This window comes from Natrinema pellirubrum DSM 15624 (assembly GCF_000230735.2).
Classification (GTDB): Archaea; Halobacteriota; Halobacteria; order Halobacteriales; family Natrialbaceae; genus Natrinema; species Natrinema pellirubrum.
On the sequence record NC_019962.1, the window covers coordinates 1,403,237 to 1,419,599 of the forward strand.

The following is a 16,363-nucleotide window of genomic DNA, read 5'->3' on the forward strand; positions in this document are numbered from 1 at the left end:
TTTACGGTACGGCGAGGTCGTACTTAAAGAGTCGGCCCACTTTCACGACGTTGCTCGGGGGAACGGAAGGCACGTGACGTCGCGGTCGGGGTCGCGGTGCGACGCCGTCGCGGTCAGTCGATGACGCCGAACCAGAGGACGATCCCGACGACGACGGCCAGCGTCCCCAGCGCCAAACTCGTCAGTTCGACGCTCGCTAGCAGCGCGAGGTTCGAGCCGATCGCGAGCAGCGGTACCCAGGGCACGCCCGGGACCCTGAACCGCCGCTCCCGGTCGGGTTCCTTCCGGCGAGACCGAATCAACGCGATGTTGACGAACACCAGCCCGCCCAGGAGCATGACGTCCGCGAAGTGAGCCAGCGACTCGAGGCCGAGCAGGGGGTCGTGGGCACCGCCGCCCCCGCCCGGAGACGCGCCGAAGACGACGCCGAACAGCAGGAAGAAAACGAGGATGAGACAGCCGGTCAGCACCACCGCGACCGTCGGGACGCCGGACTGTGGGTTGATCCGCTGGACCCGCTCCGGAAGGTGATCGCGTCTGGCCATCGCCAACTTCACTCGAGAGCCGGCCAGCACGGTCGCGTTGGCGGCCGAGATCATCGACAGCAACGCGCCGACGATGAAGACGTAGAAGCCGGCGTCGCCGAGGTAATACTGGGCCGCCCGCGCCATCGCGACCTCGCCGCGTTCGGCGACGAACCCCGTGGCAGCGCCGGACGACGACAGCCCGGCTCGCTCGGCGAGAAACGAGAGGAAGCTGCCGTCGTTGATCGCAAGCACCACCACGACGATTACCAGGACATAGAGGACGGTGACGACGGCGATGCTCAGGAAAATCGCCCGGGGAACGGTCCGCTCGGGCGCTTCGATCTCGCCTTCGCTCGTGGCGATCGCTTCGAACCCGAAGAACGTGATGAACACGAGCGCCGAGGTCAGAGCGATGTCGTCGAACTGCGTGGCGTTCGCCGTGAGCGACGACGCAACGACGTCCGCGTCGAACGCGCTGAGGCCGCCGACCAGGAACAGCCCGATGAGCGCGATCTTCAGCCCGGTCACGACGATCTGGAATCGACCCGTCTCCTCGGCACCGGCGAGGTTGACTCCGACGAGAATCGCGAGGACGACGACCCCCGGGATCCAGTACGGGAGCGCCTCGGGGAGCGCGATCTCGGGCCGTACGAATCGGGCGAACCAGTTGGCGAAACTCGCGAGGTAGAAGGCCGCGCTCGCGGGGTAGCCCAGAATCAGTAACCAGCCGACCACGTACGACCAGTCAGAATCGAACACCTCGGCCACGTAGGCGTAGCCGCCGCCGTCGACCGTGTAGATGGTCGCGAACTCGGCGTAGGTCAGCGCGGTGAACGACGCCACGATCGCCGCCAGCCCGAACGAGACGATCGCCGCCGCGCCGACGTTTGCGACGGCGAGTCCCGAGAGGACGAAGATACCGCCGGCGATCATCGTTCCCGTTCCGATCGCCGTGGCTCCGAGAAGGCCGATGTCCCGTTCGAGCGCGTCGGTTCCGTGTGTCCCTATCGGTTCGGTCTCCGCCTCAGCGCTGTCCACGACTGACACCACCTACCCGGATTCCTCGTCCCCCTTTCACGGAAAGGCGACGGGAAATGCCAGTCGACGGTAGTTACACGAGAATTGAAAACGACGCGGAAACGCGGCCTCGAGCGCTGACGCTAGTCGTGATCGTCGAACGCCGGTCGTCGCTGGTGGGACCGCTCCGAACGGAAACGGCGAACTGCGTTCAGGCGTACTGCGCGACGACGTTGAGAATCTCGTCGAGTTCGTCCCCCGACAGCGAGTAGCGCTGCTTTGCGTATACCGACCGGAGTTCGTCCCGGTCGCGCGGCAGGAGGTTGGCGATCTTGTACGCGGTCGGCTCGTCGACCTTCTCTAAGTCCTGCAGGTCATCGACCAGGGCCTGCGCCTCGTCGGGCTCGAGGACGGCAAACCGGTTTGCGTGTTCGATCGCTCGCGCGAGTTCGTACCGCAGCTCGCGGTCCTCGTCCATCGCGCGTTCGGCTTCGATGTCGGCGAGCAGCTCCTTCGTCTCCGAGACCGTCAGGAACTCCTCGTCGACGATCTCTTTGAAGATCGTCATCCTGCTTAGATCCGGCTCTTTTCCTGGTTCTGTGCGCGCATGTGGGCCGCGGCGACGAGCAGGGTCTTGTCCTTGCCGCCGTCGTTGATCGCGACCTTGAAGACGCTACCCTGTTTGCCGACGACTTCGCCGGTGCGACCGTCGAATCGCGGGTGGAAGCGACCGTCGGCGACGCTTGGGTCGATCTTCAGGTGGACTTTCTCACCCTCCTCGTACTCCTGAATCGCGCGCTGTGGCGGCGACGTGCCGCGGTCTCGAGGATCGTTCGCGAGCTTTTTCCGGGTTCCCTGACGGGGGCCATTAGATTTCGGCATAGTCGTACGCCCGCTTTGTCCGGTGACGGTTATAAAACACACGTATTCCACCCACCGGTGTTCTCGAGCCGCGGTCGACGGCGCTGTCCGCGAACCCCGCCCGTTCACGGGCCGCCGGCCCGTTGCACGTCAAGTGGGTCCGTTTTCCGCACTGCCAACGGACGGCCGAGGCGGTGCGTTTACACCCGGCCCGACCGAAGCGCCGGCAATGAGAGACCCAGACGGGCTGATCGCCCGAGCGGGCGTGCGGGGCGATCCGGACCGCGATCAACACTTCCTCGTCGACGATCGGGTACTGGACCGGCTGCCGACCTACCTGGAAGCGATCGATGCGGACACGAGTCACCTGCTCGAGATCGGTGGCGGGACGGGCGCGTTGACCGACCGACTGCTCGCGGTCGGCGACGAGGTGACCGTCGTCGAACGCGACCGCGACCTCGCCGAATTCCTGCGCGAGGAGTTCGCCGACGAGATCGCGGCCGGTGAACTGACCGTGATCGAGGGCGACGCCCTCGCGGTCGACCTCCCCGACTTTACCGCGTCGGTCTCGAACCTCCCCTACGGCGTCTCGAGCGAGATCGCGTTTCGGCTCTTTCCGGAGAAAAAGCCCCTCGTGTTGATGTTCCAGCAGGAGTTCGCCGAGCGGATGGTCGCCGAGCCCGGAACGTCGGAGTACGGCCGGCTCTCGGTCTCGAGCCAGCACTACGCCGATGTCGAACTCGTCGAGTCGATCCCCAAAGAGGCGTTCGACCCACAGCCCGCCGTCCAGAGCGCGGTGGTCCGGGCGGTCCCACGCGAGCCCGACTACACGGTCGCGGACGAGGACTTCTTCCTGCGGTTCGTCAAGGCCGTCTTCACCCAGCGCCGGAAGACGGTCCGCAATGCGATCCGGAACACGGCCCACATCTCCGGGCTCGGCGAGCCGGACGCGGTCGTCGAGGCGGCCGACGAGGAACTGCTCCGCAAACGGCCCGACGCGATGGCACCGGCGGAGTTCGCCGTACTGGCCGGGCTCGCGTGGGACGTCGGTGAACCGGAGACGTAGCCGGGTGCGAGAGCGAGACGTAACGTCGGACGAGGCGGCTCGAGTCGGCCGTTCGGTGGGCCTACAGTGGCCCCGCGACCGGGGCGAAGTAACCAACGAATACTCAAAGCTGCACGGCCGAGAACTCGGGAGACGAACGCATGTCTGTACTGACGCGGCTCGACTGGCTCTCGGAAGTGTTTCCGACAGTCCCGCTTCGGCTCGCGGTGTCCCTCGTCGCAGTCGGGCTCGTCTTCGCCGTCCTGCTCTCGTACCGGCGGCTACACGGGCGCGTGGCCGAGCGAACGCGACCGCTCTATGCGGACGTCGTCTCAGTGGCAGTACTGATCGGGGCCTGTGCGGTCAGTGCCGGCGTTGTTCTGGGCGTCTGGGACCGCACCGACGAGGTCCGTCAGCTCTTCGTGGGGCTCGACCCGGGTGGCGACACCGTTCCGCGGGCGGTCTTTTCGTTCATCCTGCTCGTACTGACCGTCATCGTCACGCGGTTCGTCCGACGGATCATCGAGGAGGTGATGGACTCGACGGCCGCGGTCACCGAACACCAGCGCCAGATCACCCATCGACTCTCGCAGGTGATCATCTGGACCGTCTCGCTGGTCGTGATCCTCGGTATCTGGATCGAGGATCTGGGCAGCCTGCTCGTCGGGGCCGGCTTCCTTGGGATCGTGCTGGGCATGGCGGCCCGCCAGACGCTGGGGACGATGCTGTCGGGGTTCGTCCTGATGTTCGCCCGACCGTTCGAGATCGGTGACTGGATCGAGGTCGAAGGCGACGAGGGGATCGTCACCGACATCTCGATCGTCAACACCCGCATCCGGTCGTTCGACGGCGAGTACATCATGATCCCCAACGACGTCATCGCCTCGAGCATGGTGACCAACCGCTCGAAGCGGGGCCGCCTGCGGATCGAGGTCGAGGTCGGCGTCGACTACGGGACCGACGTGGACCGGGCCGCAAAGCTGGCAGAGGAGGCGCTCGCGGAGGTCGACGAGGTGCTGACCGCGCCGTCGCCGCAGGTGGTCGGGAAGTCCTTCGGCGACTCGGCGGTGATCCTCGGCGTGCGCTTTTGGATCGACAAGCCGAGCGCCAGACGCTACTGGACGGCCCGGACCGCCGCCATCGACGCGATCAAGCGAGCCTTCGAGGACGAGGGGATCAAGATCCCGTTCCCGCAGCGGGAACTCTCGGGCCGCGCCGAGACCGGCGGGTTCCGAATCGCCGACGACGCCGACCGTGAACGGAGCGAGGAACACCGTATGCAAACACCGGAGGAACGATAGATGGGACTCGAGGAGCAACGCGACGTCGAAACGGACGTCTACCAACCGGCCGAGGACTCGCAACTACTCGCCGACGCAGTCTGTGAGCGCCTCGAGGGGGCCGAGCGCGTCCTCGAGGTCGGCACCGGCTCGGGCTTCGTCGCCGGGCGGATCGCCGCCGAAACCGACGCCCGCGTGATCGCGTCGGACCTAAATCCCCACGCCGTCCGGCAAGCCCGGGGCAAAGGCGTCGAGACGGTACGTGCGGATCTCGTCTCGCCGTTCCGCGACGGCAGTTTCGACGCGGTCGCGTTCAACCCGCCCTACCTGCCGACCGATCCGGAAAACGAGTGGGACGATTGGATGGAACACGCCCTCTCCGGCGGCGAGGACGGCCGGGCGGTCATCGATCCGTTCCTCGAGGCGGTCGGGCGGGTCCTCGCACCCGACGGCAGCGTCTACTTGCTCGTGAGCAGCCTCACCGGCGTCGACGAGGTCGTCGAACAGGCCGGCGAAGCGGGTTTCAGCGCCGTCGCCGTCGCCGACGAGTCGTTCCCCTTCGAGACGCTGACGGTACTCGAGTTGCTTCGGTAATCGCGACCGGCGTTCTCCCACTGTGCCGGCTGTTGACGCGCCCCTTGGAGCGAACGCTCGAGCGTCCGGAAACCCGGGAAAATTACTGTAGTGCATTAGTGTGGATGGAAAATATTAAGCGTCGGTATAGCCTAGTCGGGGCTACGATGACTGAGTACGTTTCGACCACGCCGGGGCTGTATCCGCTCCCGGACTGGGCGAAAGACGATCTCTCGGATCTCAAGGGACACCAGAAACACGACCTCATCAGCGGCGACGAGGGTGAGGAAATCACCGCGGCCTACGAGGAGGCCCGCGAGGAGGTCATCGGCGTCCAGACCGAAGCCGGCCTCGATCGGATCGTCGAGGGCCAGCTGCGCTGGGACGACATGCTCGCCCATCCGCTGGCCGTCGCCGACGCCGTCGAGACCCGCGGGATCGTCCGCTACTACGACAACAACAACTTCTACCGGGAGCCGGTCGTCACCGACGACCTCGAGCCCACCGGCGACGTCGCCGCGGAACTCGAGGCGGCAACCCAGCTGACGAGCGGCGAGGACCTGCAGGCCGTCCTCCCCGGTCCGTACTCGCTGTTCGATCTCGCGACCGACGAACAGTACGGCGACGACGCCGACTTCCTCGCCGCGATCGCCGACTTCCTCGCGGGCGAGGTCGAGACCTTCCCCGATGTCGAGACGCTGTTCTTGCTCGAGCCCTCGCTGGTCGAGTCCGCTCCCGCGGATGGGCTTGACGAACGCGCCAGCGAGGCGATAGATCAGGTCGCGAGCGCGACCGACGCCGACGTGGTCGTTCAGCCCTACTGGGGCGCACTCGAGGAGAAGGTCTACGCACACCTGCTCGACGCCGATATCGACGCGGTCGGCTTCGACTTCGTCGCGAACCAGGACGACAACGTCTACAACCTCCAAGAGTACGGCGCGACCGACGACGTCGCGCTCGGGCTCGCCGACGGCCAGAACACGCTCGTCGAGGACCCCGAAGCGATCCGTGACCGGGTCGAGTGGGTCGAGGGCCAGCTCGGGGTCACCGACTTCGAGACGGTCTACCTGACGACCAACACCGAGACGTTCTACCTGCCCTACGGCAAGTACGTGGAGAAACTCGAGGTCCTTGCCGAAGCCGCGGACCTCGCGGAGGTGACCGCAGCATGACCAACGAGAACAAAGATCAGTTCCGACCGGCCGACCACGAGAACGACCACTTCCTGCTGACGACCGTCGTCGGCTCCTACCCCAAGCCCAAGTGGCTCAACCGCGCGAAGGACCGCTTCGAGGACGAGGACAGCGACTTCGACGAGGACAACTGGCAGGAAGCCAAAGACGACGCCGCCCGCCTGATTACGGCCGAACACGAACGCGCCGGCTTGGACGTCGTCGTCGACGGCGAAATGCGGCGCAACGAGATGGTCGAGTTCTTCGCCGACCGGATCGAGGGCTACGAGTTCAACGGCCCCGTCAAGGTCTGGGGCCACAACTACTTCGACAAGCCAAGCGTCGTCAGCGAGGTCGAGTACGACGACTCCTGGCTCGTCGACGAGTACGAGTTCACCGCCGACGCCACCGACCGACCGGTCAAGGTCCCGATCACGGGCCCCTACACGCTCGCGAACTGGTCCTTTAACGAGGCCTACGAGGACGACGACGAACTCACCCTCGAGCTGGCTGACCTCGTCAACGAGGAGATCGAGAAGCTCGTCGACGCCGGCGCGCGCTACATCCAGATCGACGAGCCCGCGCTCGCGACCACGCCGGACGACCACGCCATCGTCGGCGAGGCGCTGGAACACATCGTCGCCGACATCCCCGAGGAGGTCCGTATCGGCCTCCACGTCTGTTACGGCGACTACTCCCGGATCTACCCCGAGATCCTCGAGTTCCCCGTCGACGAGTTCGACCTCGAGCTTGCAAACGGCGACTACGAACAGCTGGACGTCTTCAAGGACCCCGAGTTCTCGAAGGACCTGGCGCTGGGCGTCACCGACGCCCACGTCGCCGAGGTCGAATCGGTCGAGCAGATCGAGGAAAACATTTTGAAGGGGCTCGAGGTCGTCCCGCCGGAGCAACTCGTCGTCTCGCCGGACTGCGGCGTGAAGCTGCTGCCGCGTGACGTCGCCTACGGTAAGATGGCGAACATGGTGCAGGCGGCCCGCAACGTCGAGGAAGACCTCGACGAGGGCAACATCGATATCGAGCGCGGCGCGCCGACGCCGGCCGACGACTGACACCTCGGCCGAACCGCGCCCCGTCTGTTTCCGCCGTCTCTCGTCCAGTCGAGGCCACCGGCATGGATCTCCGACCCTTCCGATCAGGGGAGATCGATACCGGTGAGCCCCTCACTGCTCCCGACGACGATCGTCCCATCGCGGCGCACGACGATCCCGTAGCCGAACAGGGTCAGCTCGAAGACCACGTCATTGGCCTCTCCTCCGTCGCTCCTGAGCGGTTCCTCGACGGCGAACGTGGCCGATTCGATCCCCGGCGCGTCGTCCACGATCGCCGCGAGCGTCGCGGGCGGCACGTCCCGGATCGCACCCTCGACGGTAAACGCGAGGACGTCGGGTCGCACGTCGGCCCCGTCGGGGTCGTCGTTCGCCGACGGCCGGAGCGCGTCGACCCCGTCCGTGATATCGTCCGGGTCCGGCGTCGCGACGCCGACGTCGACGTCCTCGAGCCGGAGCGCCGCCGACGCCGTCAGATCGATCTCGACGGGATCGCCGTCGGCCGACACGGCGATGCGGACGGGGTTCAACGTCGCGCCTTCGAACTGGGCGAGCAGCGCCTCGGTCATCGTCAGTCGCCCACGCAGCGTAAACTCGAGTCGGTCGGGCGGGACCGTTTCGACGGCGTTCGCCGTCAGTCTGATGCTCTCGGCGTCGGCGAGCCGGACTGTGACACTCATGCACCCGGTACGGGACGGATCGAGGAAACCGTATCGTGCGGCGTGGAAGTAATCGGTCCCGTCACTGCCGACCCACGGCAAAGCGCTAACTATCGGGCCGATGAACGGCCGTCCATGACTCTCGAGGTCGGCGTCCTCGGCTATCGGTTCATGGGGAAAGCACACGCGAACGCGATGGCGCGGCTCCCGATGTTCTTCCCCGACGCACCGGCGATCGAACGCAGCGTGCTGGTCGGCCGCGACGAGGACGCACTGGAAGACGCCGCCGAACGGCTCGGCTTCGACTCGATCGCAACTGACTGGCGCGACGTCGTCGCCGACGTCGACGTCTTCTACAACCTCGGCCCGAACCACGTTCACGCCGAGCCGTCGATCGCCGCCCTCGAGGCTGGGACGCCGGTCTTCTGCGAGAAACCGCTCGCGCCGACGCTGGACGACGCCGAGGCGATGGCCACAGCGGCTAGCGAAGCCGGCGACGACGTGCCCGCCGGCTGTGCGTTCAACTACCGGTTCGTGCCCGCGATCCAGTACGCCAAGACGTTGCTCGAGGCGGGCGACCTCGGTGAGATCCATCACGTTCGCGGGCAGTACTTACAGGATTGGCTGGTCGATCCCGACGCGCCGTGGTCGTGGCGTAACGACGAAGAAATGGCCGGGTCGGGGGCGCTGGGCGACCTCGGGGCGCACACCGTCGACCTCCTGCGCTTTCTCGTAGGTGAGGACGACCTCGCGGGCGAAATCGAGCGGGTCAGCGGCCACCTGGAGACGTTCGTCGAGGAACGGCCGGTCGAAGGGAGCGAGGCTCCGGCGGAGCCTCGAGAGAACGAAGACGGCGACGCCGTCGAGGACGACGAAACCCGCCCCGTCACCGTCGACGACGCCTACACCGCCCAACTCGCGTTCGCAAACGGTGCGATGGGCACCCTCGAGGGGTCGCGCTTCGCGACGGGGCACAAGAACGACCACACCATCGAGATCCACGGCTCGAGGGGAAGCCTGCGGTTCTCGATCGAGCGGTTGAACGAACTCGAGGTCCTCCGGGCGGGCGATCGGGGCTACGAGACGATCCTCGTCACGGACGAGGACGACCCCTACGTCGACCACTGGTGGCCGCCGGGCCACGTGCTGGGCTGGGAACACACCTTCGTCCACGAGAACTACGAGTTCCTGAGTGCGGTCGCGGACGGCGAGTCGTTCGCGCCGAATTTCGCGGATGGGCTCGCCGCTCAGCGAGTTCTCGACGCGATCGAACGCAGCGACGAGCGGGGGGAATGGGTCGCGCTCGAGTGAGTTCGGCCCCGGTCGGTTCCGCGTGCGATTCGGGAGGCGGTCGGACTCGAGAGAGGCACGTTGTGTTTTGGGTCAGGCCGCCACAGACGACGTGCGGTGGCGCACGCTGTCGACTGCTCGAGTGAGAACGAGAGCAGTCGACGATACCGTGCGAGGGATGAGTGAACGCCGCCAGGCGTGAACGAATCGGTTGGGGAGGGTGTGGAGACGCCGTGCAGCCACGATAGCAGAACGACCCTGTTCTTCCCACCATCGCAGTCGATACGGACGTCCCTGCTATCGTGGCAACGGGGAATGGCCACGTCCTCCCCAGCCGATTCGCTCTCTCCGTTCAGTCGGTCGCTCATCCCTCGCGCAGCGTCGTGTCGCGGTTCGTTACTCACTCACCGCGACACAGCGCGCGCCACCGCACACCGTGTGGTCGGTTCGGCACGAGACGTCGCCCGGGGGCTTCGAAACCGGCAGTTCGAATCGTCCGCCGACGACCTGCGTAACTCGAGCGGCCGACCGAGTTCGCAACGTATTCGCCGTGGCACCACCTCACACTGATCGATGGCGGCCTACGAGACGACGATCGACGTCAGGACCGACGACCTCGGGCGCAGCGGCCACGTCAACAACTCGAAGTTCGTCGCTTACACCGACCTCGCGCGGGACCGCTACCTCGCGAGCCACGGCTACGGCCCTGACGACCTCGATCATCTGGTCGTCCGCCTCGAGGTCGAGTACGAGCGGGCGCTCGCGTCGCTGGCCCCGGTTACCGTCGGAATCGACGTGACCGACGTCGGCGAGACGAGTGTCACCCTCGAGTACGAACTCCGGGACGCGGAGGGGGTCGTCGCGACGGTCACCACGGTGGCCGTCACGGTCGACGCGGACGGCCCGACGCCGCTCCCGGACGCGCTGCGCGAGGCGGTGGTGGCCGACCTCGAGGGAACGACCTGATACCGGCCACTGCGGGGCTCGATTGGTTTGTGGCCCGTCTCAGCGGTGACTATCGCTCTCGATCGTCCCGACCGTGTGGATCTCGTCGTAGCGGACACTGCCTGCATCGAGCGACTGGCCGTCGATCTCGAGATAGCCCGGTTCGAACCCGGTCACGTCGCCGACGACATCGGTCCCGTGGTCCTCGGTCCGTTCCTCGCTCCGGACCGCGACGGTGTCACCGATCTCGAGGTGGTCCTGCACGAGGGCTTTGATGCGATCCGTGTCGGCGTCCGAGGGAATCGTCAGGTCGGTCATCGTCCGTCGAGACGCCGACGGCCACGCGGGTAGTCGTTACACCGGTATTCGCAACCCCGCTTGCGGCGTCCGGGCGGCTGTCGGGGGCCGGACGACCGTTTTTGTACGTTCGGGCCGAACTCTCGCGCCAATGAAGACGATCAAGGACAGCGTTCACGACCATATCCGGATCGACGGCGTCGCCCGCGATCTGCTGGACACGCCGGCACTCCAACGGCTGCGACGTATCAGCCAACTGGGCACCGTCTCGCTGGTCTACCCCTCGGCCAACCACACCCGCTTCGAACACAGCCTCGGCGTCTACCACCTCGCCTGCGAGGCCCTCGAGCAACTCGGCGTCGAGGGCCGGGAGGCCCAGCGGGTTCACGCTGCCGCCATGCTCCACGACGTCGGTCACGGGCCATTTAGCCACAACCTCGAGTCGCTGACCCACCGTCGGACGGGCCGGTATCACGACGATGTCCACGACCTGCTGGCCAACGGGCGGGTCGGGGCGGTGTTGCGATCACACGGCTTAGAGCCCGATCGGGTCGCAGATCTGGTCGCCGGCGAGGGGCGGTTCGGGCAACTCGTTTCCGGGGAACTCGACGTCGACCGGATGGACTATCTGGTACGGGACGCCCACCACACGGGGGTGCCCTACGGGACGATCGACCACGGCCGGCTGGTCCGGGAGCTGACCTTCGTCGACGGCGAACTCGTCCTCGCGGAAGGCAACGTCCAGACCGCCGAGAGCCTGTTGGTCGCCCGGGCGCTGATGAACCCGACGGTCTACAGCCACAGCGTCGCCCGCATCGGCAAGGCGATGCTCCGCCGGGCGGCCGAACGGTTGCTCGAGTCGCCCGAAACCGATGTCGATGCGACGACACTCCAGCGGATGGACGATCCGGATCTGCTCGTGGCGTTGCGCTCGTGTCCGGCGACGAGCGAGTTCTCCCGCCGCCTCGATCAGCGTGATTTGTTCAAGCGGGCGGTGTGGGCGGAGATGGACGACGTGCCCGGCGGGATCATCGAGGCCGATCACGGGACGATCCGAGCGTTCGAACGCGAGATCAGCGACCGGGCCGGCGTCGACCCGGAGCGGGTCATCCTCGACGTGCCGAGTCGCCCCTCGATGACCGAGTCCACCTCGCGGGTGATGGTCAACGGCGAAATCAGGCGGCTGGACGAGCAGTCGCCGCTGGTCGCGGCCCTGCGGGCGTCCCAGTACTCCCAGTGGCGGCTCGGAGTGTACTCGCCGGCCGACCTGCGCGACCGGGTCGGCCGGGCCGCCGTCGACGTTCTCGGGCTCGACATCGACGGTGCCTTGGTCAGCGAGGTCCGGAACGGCGTGGACGCGACGCTGGATCAGTTCGTCGACTAGGGTCCCACGGTCAGTACAGGACGTGTACGTACCGCTTATTTCGGTATAGCGTAGCAGCTCGTCGGCACTATGCGTACCCGCACTCATGAGGAGGTGACCGTCCGCTCGAACTCCTGAATTGCATCGTCGCTCCCCGCGACGATCACTTTGTCGTCGGTTTCAATGGTGGTCCGTTCGTCGGTACGGATAGTACCGCCCCGTGAGACGCCGATCACGGTCCATCCACGCTCTGGATTACGACGGGTGTCTCCCAGTGACTCGCCGGCAAACGGGGCTGCGTCGGCCCGAATCAGGCGGATTTGGCTTGTTGGAGACATGACCCGTTCACCGTGAACCTCCGCTGCGACCAGTCGGGCGGACACTTGTTGGATGGAGAGAACGTAGTCAGCGCCCGCTCTAAATGCCGCCCTCGTCTTCTCGCTTGTCGATAGCGTCTCCGATCCATTAAGTGACCGGCTTTGCTGGAACGGCTGTTGGCACCGCGTATCGGCCCTCGAGCGCGAGCGCTGCGATGCCTGCAAATCGCTCCCTGACAGCGTCGATACAATCACCGGCAGCAACGACTGTAATCGGTCGATCGGGACACGCCATTTATTATCACGCCTTCGCTTTGGTGACGTATGACCGTCTACGAGAGCGACCTCCCCGGCGTCGGGAAGAAGTTCGAGATCGAACTCGATGATGGGGAGCGCCTCGTCATCGTGACCCACAACACGGGGAAACGAGAGGTGTACCTGAAAGCGGACGCGGATGCAGACAGCGAGAAGGTATTCGAGGCGTCGGATCGACTGGCCCGGAAAATCGGTACGATTCTGGAGGGGGCGTACTTCCAGCCGGTGCAGGCCGAACAGGTGGAAACGATGCTCTCCGACGACACCTACCTCGAGTGGTACGGCGTCTCCGAGACCGCCGAGGTCGCCGGCCAGACCCTCGCCGAGGCGAACATCCGCGACGAAACCGGCGTCTCCGTTGTCGCCATTCAGCGCGGCGAGGAGTTGATCTCGCCGCCGACGCCGGAGACGGTCCTCGAGGTCGGTGACACGCTGGTCGTCATCGGCGACCGCGAGGACTGCGCCGAGTTCGAGGAACTGCTCGGCGCCGGACTCGACGAGTGATCGAAACGACCCTTCCTGCACGAGGTGAGCGCTAGTGGCGACTGAAACGGCGCTCGTCGATGTCGGTATTCTCTTTACTGCGGTCGCCATCGCTGGCGTCCTCTCGAGTCGGATCAAGCAATCGGTGATCCCGTTTTATATTATCATCGGGGTGGTGCTGGGATCGAACGTACTGGGCGCGCTCCCTGCACTCGCCGGCAACGAGGTCGGTGTCGGTGCCATTGCCGTCACCGTTCCCGAGGTGACGATCGGCGGCGTCGATCTCCTGGCCGCAGTCGGCGGACTCGCACTCGGCGAAACTGACTTCATCGTCGTCGGTGCGGAGATCGGGATCGTCCTCCTCCTGTTCTTTCTCGGCCTCGAGTTCAACCTGAGCCGACTGATCGCGAGCAAAGACCGGATCGGCAAAGCGGGATCCGTCGATCTGGTCATCAACTTCGGTATCGGACTGCTCTTCGGCTATCTCGTCTTCGGAAGCTTCCTCGCGGCCTTCCTGACGGCGGGCATCGTCTACATCTCCTCGAGCGCGATCATCACCAAATCACTGATCGATCTGGGCTGGATCGCCAACGACGAGTCCGAACCGATGCTCGGCACGCTCGTCTACGAGGATCTGTTCATCGCGGTCTACCTGGCGATCGCGTCCGCACTGGTCTTGGGCGGCGGTGATATCGGGGAAGCCGTCGGTCAGATCGGGATCGCGGTCGGGTTCATCCTCGTGTTGCTCGGGCTCGTCACCTTCGGGACCGGCTTCTTTCAGCGCTTTCTCGACGCCGACACGAACGAGTTCATCGTCGTCCGGGCACTCGGCGTCACGATCCTCGTCGCCGGGATCGCGCTTGCGCTGGGCGTCAGCGAGGCAGTCGCCGCCTTCTTCGTCGGCATGGCCTTCTCGTCGACCGATCACGTCCATGACTTAGAGCGACTGCTCGAGCCGTTGCGAGACGCCTTCGCCGCGATTTTCTTCTTCTGGATCGGCCTCGTCACTGATCCGGGACTGTTCACGCTTTCGATCCTCGGGGTGATCGTCGCTGCGGTGATCGTGACGACGCCGACGAAGATTATCAGTGGCTACCTCGGTGGGCGGATCTACGGCCTCGACGACCGTCGGTCACTTCGGGTCGGCTTCGGGATGGCCACCCGCGGCGAGTTCTCACTGATCATCGCGAGTCTCGCTCTCTCTGGGGCCGGCAGCGGCATGGCGGCGGAAACCGCACAGACGATCTACGCTTTCACGGTGGGTTACGTGCTGGTTATGAGCATTCTCGGCACCTCGCTCATGCAGTATTCGAGCCGGATCGAACCCACCGCTGTCTCGCTATTCGAGCGGGCTCGCAGCGGAACGACACGGCTGACCGATACTTGAACGCCACAAACGAGCGCCTCGAGCCATACCGTCTACTGTCGCCCGTCGGTCGCAACGATTGAAAAGACGGCCCACGAACGGCTCGGTATGGAACGAACGGGAACGATCCTCCGCGGCCGCGAGTTCGAGCCCGTCGAGGGGCGGGTCGTGATCGACGACGACGGCCGCATCGAGGCCGTCGAGGAGACGGCAGTCGAGAGCGACGATATCATTCTGCCGGCCTTCGTCAACGCTCACACCCACATCGGCGACTCGATCGCCAAGGAGGCCGGCGGCGGCCTCTCGCTCGAGGAGTTGGTCGCGCCGCCGGACGGGCTGAAACACCGACTCCTGCGGGCGGCCTCGCAGGACGAACTCGCCACCGCGATGCGACGGTCGCTGGGGTTCATGCAGCGGGGCGGCACGGCGGCCTGTCTGGAGTTTCGCGAGGGCGGCGTCGAGGGGGTTCGGACGCTCGAGCGGGCGGTCGAGGGCCTTTCGATCGACGCGCTGTCGTTCGCGCGGGGATCGATCGACGCGATGCATGCGGGCGATGGCTTCGGGGCCAGCGGGGCCAACGACGACAGCTTCGATCGGGAACGGACGGCGACCCGCAAGGCGGGCAAGCCCTTCGGCATCCACGCCGGCGAGGTCGATTCGAGCGACATCAACCCGGCGCTAGATCTCGATCCCGACTTTCTGGTCCATATGGTCCATCCCGAACCGGTCCACCTCGACCGGCTCGCGGACAGTGAGATTCCGGTCGTCGTCTGCCCGCGGTCGAACCTCGTCACAGACGTGGGGCTGTCGCCCTACGCGGAACTCAACGAGCGGACGACGCTCGCGCTGGGGACGGACAACGTGATGCTGAACTCGCCGTCGATGTTCCGTGAGATGGAGTTCCTCGCGAAGCTGTCGGAGCTGCCTGCCGCCGAGATCCTCCGGATGGCGACGGTCAACGGGGCCGAGATCGCGGATCTGGAGTACGGACTGGTCGAGCCCGGGCGGGAGGCCCGCCTGCTGGTGCTGGACGGCGACTCCGATAACCTCGCGGGCGCTCTCGATCCGGTTCGAGCCGTGGTCCGGCGGGCCGGCGTCGACGACGTGCGGGAGGTTCTCTACGGTACGGGCGCGACCGCGGCCGGCGACGGCGACCGCTGAGGGACGGTCAGTCCAGCCGTTCCGACGTCTCGGCGTGTTCCGACGCGAGTTCGACGTACCGGTCGGCCGTCGCTTGCAGGTGGGCGTCCTCGATCTCGGTCTTCGGCTCCGCGGGGGTGCCGGCGACCAGCGTCGACTCGGGGATCTCGGTGCCTTCGGTGACGACGCTGCCGGCGGCGACGACCGATCCCTCGCCGACGTGGGCGCCGTCCAAGACGACCGCGTTCATGCCGACCAGCGCACGCTCGGCGACGGTCGCGGCGTGGACGATGGCGCTGTGGCCGACCGTCGAGTACGGCGCGAGTTCGGCGTCCTCGTGGAGGACGGCGTTGTCCTGGACGTTCGCCCCCTCGCCGACGACGATCCGGCCGTGATCCCCGCGGATCGTAACGTTCGGCCAGACGCTCGCCTCTTCCTCGATGACGACGTCGCCGATGACGACCGCCGCGTCGTCGACGTACGCCGAGTCGGCGACCTGTGGTTCGGTCCCGTCAAACGATCGTAACATGGCCGTTCCTGTCTCGAGGACGGTCTTCAACCTGCCCATCCCGACTCGCACACACGCCGTCGACTCGAGCGATCGGTTCCGGGCGTTCAGCGCCGGAAGGGGGACGATGCTGCCGAC

At 66.1% G+C, this 16,363-nt stretch carries 17 protein-coding genes and 1 pseudogene; 11 read left to right on the forward strand and 7 right to left on the reverse strand.

All coding sequences use genetic code 11. The annotated features are described in order from the left end of the window. Positions 1-113: 113 nt before the first annotated feature. The 3 genes from NATPE_RS06815 to NATPE_RS06825 all read right to left on the reverse strand — a co-directional run bounded on the left by NATPE_RS06815 (position 114) and on the right by NATPE_RS06825 (position 2,426). The gene (locus tag NATPE_RS06815) at positions 114-1,574 is read right to left on the reverse strand and encodes an APC family permease (RefSeq protein WP_006179485.1); all 1,461 of its coding nucleotides are present in this window, start codon (positions 1,572-1,574) and stop codon (positions 114-116) included. A 181-nt stretch (positions 1,575-1,755) separates the two neighbouring features. Then, positions 1,756-2,112 carry an RNA polymerase Rpb4 family protein gene (locus NATPE_RS06820; protein WP_006179484.1) on the reverse strand — a complete coding sequence of 119 codons (357 nt, stop codon included), beginning with the start codon at positions 2,110-2,112 and terminating at the stop codon, positions 1,756-1,758. Positions 2,113-2,117: 5 nt separating this feature from the next. Next, complete coding sequence (locus tag NATPE_RS06825; protein ID WP_006179483.1) at positions 2,118-2,426, reverse strand: 50S ribosomal protein L21e; 309 nt, start codon at positions 2,424-2,426, stop codon at positions 2,118-2,120. A 208-nt stretch (positions 2,427-2,634) separates the two neighbouring features. Between NATPE_RS06825 and NATPE_RS06830 the strand changes: the two genes are divergently transcribed. The 5 genes from NATPE_RS06830 to NATPE_RS06850 all read left to right on the forward strand — a co-directional run bounded on the left by NATPE_RS06830 (position 2,635) and on the right by NATPE_RS06850 (position 7,545). Continuing rightward, positions 2,635-3,471: a 16S ribosomal RNA methyltransferase A gene (locus tag NATPE_RS06830; protein WP_006179482.1), complete on the forward strand. Its 837-nt coding sequence runs from the start codon at positions 2,635-2,637 to the stop codon at positions 3,469-3,471. 140 nt (positions 3,472-3,611) lie between these two features. After that, complete coding sequence (locus NATPE_RS06835) at positions 3,612-4,751, forward strand: mechanosensitive ion channel family protein (RefSeq protein ID WP_006179481.1); 1,140 nt, start codon at positions 3,612-3,614, stop codon at positions 4,749-4,751. Then, positions 4,752-5,324: a HemK2/MTQ2 family protein methyltransferase gene (locus NATPE_RS06840; RefSeq protein ID WP_006179480.1), complete on the forward strand. Its 573-nt coding sequence runs from the start codon at positions 4,752-4,754 to the stop codon at positions 5,322-5,324. It begins immediately after the preceding gene. A gap of 146 nt (positions 5,325-5,470) precedes the next feature. Next, positions 5,471-6,475, forward strand: a complete 1,005-nt coding sequence (locus tag NATPE_RS06845; RefSeq protein ID WP_006179479.1) for a hypothetical protein — start codon at positions 5,471-5,473, stop codon at positions 6,473-6,475. Beyond that, positions 6,472-7,545 carry a methionine synthase gene (locus NATPE_RS06850; RefSeq protein WP_006179478.1) on the forward strand — a complete coding sequence of 358 codons (1,074 nt, stop codon included), beginning with the start codon at positions 6,472-6,474 and terminating at the stop codon, positions 7,543-7,545. Before NATPE_RS06845 ends, NATPE_RS06850 begins: the two co-directional genes overlap by 4 nt. 83 nt (positions 7,546-7,628) lie before the next feature. On the opposite strand, the gene NATPE_RS06855 is transcribed toward NATPE_RS06850, so the two are convergent. After that, positions 7,629-8,222 carry a hypothetical protein gene (locus tag NATPE_RS06855; RefSeq protein ID WP_006179477.1) on the reverse strand — a complete coding sequence of 198 codons (594 nt, stop codon included), beginning with the start codon at positions 8,220-8,222 and terminating at the stop codon, positions 7,629-7,631. 114 nt (positions 8,223-8,336) lie between these two features. Between NATPE_RS06855 and NATPE_RS06860 the strand changes: the two genes are divergently transcribed. Together NATPE_RS06860 and NATPE_RS06865 are read left to right on the forward strand one after the other, a co-directional pair. Continuing rightward, positions 8,337-9,512, forward strand: coding sequence for a Gfo/Idh/MocA family protein (locus tag NATPE_RS06860; RefSeq protein WP_006179476.1), 1,176 nt, complete (start codon positions 8,337-8,339; stop codon positions 9,510-9,512). 552 nt (positions 9,513-10,064) lie between these two features. Then, positions 10,065-10,457, forward strand: coding sequence for an acyl-CoA thioesterase (locus tag NATPE_RS06865; protein ID WP_006179475.1), 393 nt, complete (start codon positions 10,065-10,067; stop codon positions 10,455-10,457). A gap of 39 nt (positions 10,458-10,496) precedes the next feature. Here the strand turns inward: NATPE_RS06865 and NATPE_RS06870 are convergent, their stop codons facing one another. After that, positions 10,497-10,754, reverse strand: coding sequence for a hypothetical protein (locus tag NATPE_RS06870; RefSeq protein WP_006179474.1), 258 nt, complete (start codon positions 10,752-10,754; stop codon positions 10,497-10,499). Positions 10,755-10,884: 130 nt separating this feature from the next. On the opposite strand from NATPE_RS06870, the gene NATPE_RS06875 reads away from it, so the two are divergent. Then, positions 10,885-12,117 (forward strand): HD domain-containing protein, encoded by a 1,233-nt coding sequence (locus NATPE_RS06875; RefSeq protein ID WP_006179473.1) that lies wholly within the window; start codon positions 10,885-10,887, stop codon positions 12,115-12,117. Positions 12,118-12,200: 83 nt separating this feature from the next. Here the strand turns inward: NATPE_RS06875 and NATPE_RS21045 are convergent. Further along, positions 12,201-12,548, reverse strand: a pseudogene (locus NATPE_RS21045) (TrkA C-terminal domain-containing protein); the annotation flags it as partial. A gap of 189 nt (positions 12,549-12,737) precedes the next feature. Between NATPE_RS21045 and NATPE_RS06880 the strand changes: the two are divergent. The 3 genes from NATPE_RS06880 to NATPE_RS06890 all read left to right on the forward strand — a co-directional run bounded on the left by NATPE_RS06880 (position 12,738) and on the right by NATPE_RS06890 (position 15,738). After that, entirely contained in the window at positions 12,738-13,232 is a 495-nt protein-coding gene (locus tag NATPE_RS06880; protein WP_006179471.1) for a cation:proton antiporter regulatory subunit, read from the forward strand. A gap of 34 nt (positions 13,233-13,266) precedes the next feature. Next, positions 13,267-14,598, forward strand: coding sequence for a cation:proton antiporter (locus NATPE_RS06885; protein ID WP_006179470.1), 1,332 nt, complete (start codon positions 13,267-13,269; stop codon positions 14,596-14,598). An 87-nt stretch (positions 14,599-14,685) separates the two neighbouring features. After that, a complete protein-coding gene (locus NATPE_RS06890; RefSeq protein WP_006179469.1) occupies positions 14,686-15,738 on the forward strand; it encodes an amidohydrolase family protein in 1,053 nt (350 codons plus the stop codon). 7 nt (positions 15,739-15,745) lie between these two features. On the opposite strand, the gene NATPE_RS06895 is transcribed toward NATPE_RS06890, so the two are convergent. Continuing rightward, positions 15,746-16,246, reverse strand: coding sequence for a gamma carbonic anhydrase family protein (locus tag NATPE_RS06895; RefSeq protein WP_049804830.1), 501 nt, complete (start codon positions 16,244-16,246; stop codon positions 15,746-15,748). Positions 16,247-16,363: the final 117 nt, after the last annotated feature.

Bases quoted from the DNA above. Each gene is read 5' to 3' on its own strand.
- NATPE_RS06820 (WP_006179484.1), bottom strand. From the start codon at position 2,112: ATGACGATCTTCAAAGAGATCGTCGACGAGGAGTTCCTGACGGTCTCG.
- NATPE_RS06825 (WP_006179483.1), bottom strand. From the start codon at position 2,426: ATGCCGAAATCTAATGGCCCCCGTCAGGGAACCCGGAAAAAGCTCGCG.
- NATPE_RS06830 (WP_006179482.1), top strand. From the start codon at position 2,635: ATGAGAGACCCAGACGGGCTGATCGCCCGAGCGGGCGTGCGGGGCGAT.
- NATPE_RS06835 (WP_006179481.1), top strand. From the start codon at position 3,612: ATGTCTGTACTGACGCGGCTCGACTGGCTCTCGGAAGTGTTTCCGACA.
- NATPE_RS06840 (WP_006179480.1), top strand. From the start codon at position 4,752: ATGGGACTCGAGGAGCAACGCGACGTCGAAACGGACGTCTACCAACCG.
- NATPE_RS06845 (WP_006179479.1), top strand. From the start codon at position 5,471: ATGACTGAGTACGTTTCGACCACGCCGGGGCTGTATCCGCTCCCGGAC.
- NATPE_RS06850 (WP_006179478.1), top strand. From the start codon at position 6,472: ATGACCAACGAGAACAAAGATCAGTTCCGACCGGCCGACCACGAGAAC.
- NATPE_RS06855 (WP_006179477.1), bottom strand. From the start codon at position 8,222: ATGAGTGTCACAGTCCGGCTCGCCGACGCCGAGAGCATCAGACTGACG.
- NATPE_RS06860 (WP_006179476.1), top strand. From the start codon at position 8,337: ATGACTCTCGAGGTCGGCGTCCTCGGCTATCGGTTCATGGGGAAAGCA.
- NATPE_RS06865 (WP_006179475.1), top strand. From the start codon at position 10,065: ATGGCGGCCTACGAGACGACGATCGACGTCAGGACCGACGACCTCGGG.
- NATPE_RS06870 (WP_006179474.1), bottom strand. From the start codon at position 10,754: ATGACCGACCTGACGATTCCCTCGGACGCCGACACGGATCGCATCAAA.
- NATPE_RS06875 (WP_006179473.1), top strand. From the start codon at position 10,885: ATGAAGACGATCAAGGACAGCGTTCACGACCATATCCGGATCGACGGC.
- NATPE_RS06880 (WP_006179471.1), top strand. From the start codon at position 12,738: ATGACCGTCTACGAGAGCGACCTCCCCGGCGTCGGGAAGAAGTTCGAG.
- NATPE_RS06890 (WP_006179469.1), top strand. From the start codon at position 14,686: ATGGAACGAACGGGAACGATCCTCCGCGGCCGCGAGTTCGAGCCCGTC.
- NATPE_RS06895 (WP_049804830.1), bottom strand. From the start codon at position 16,246: ATGTTACGATCGTTTGACGGGACCGAACCACAGGTCGCCGACTCGGCG.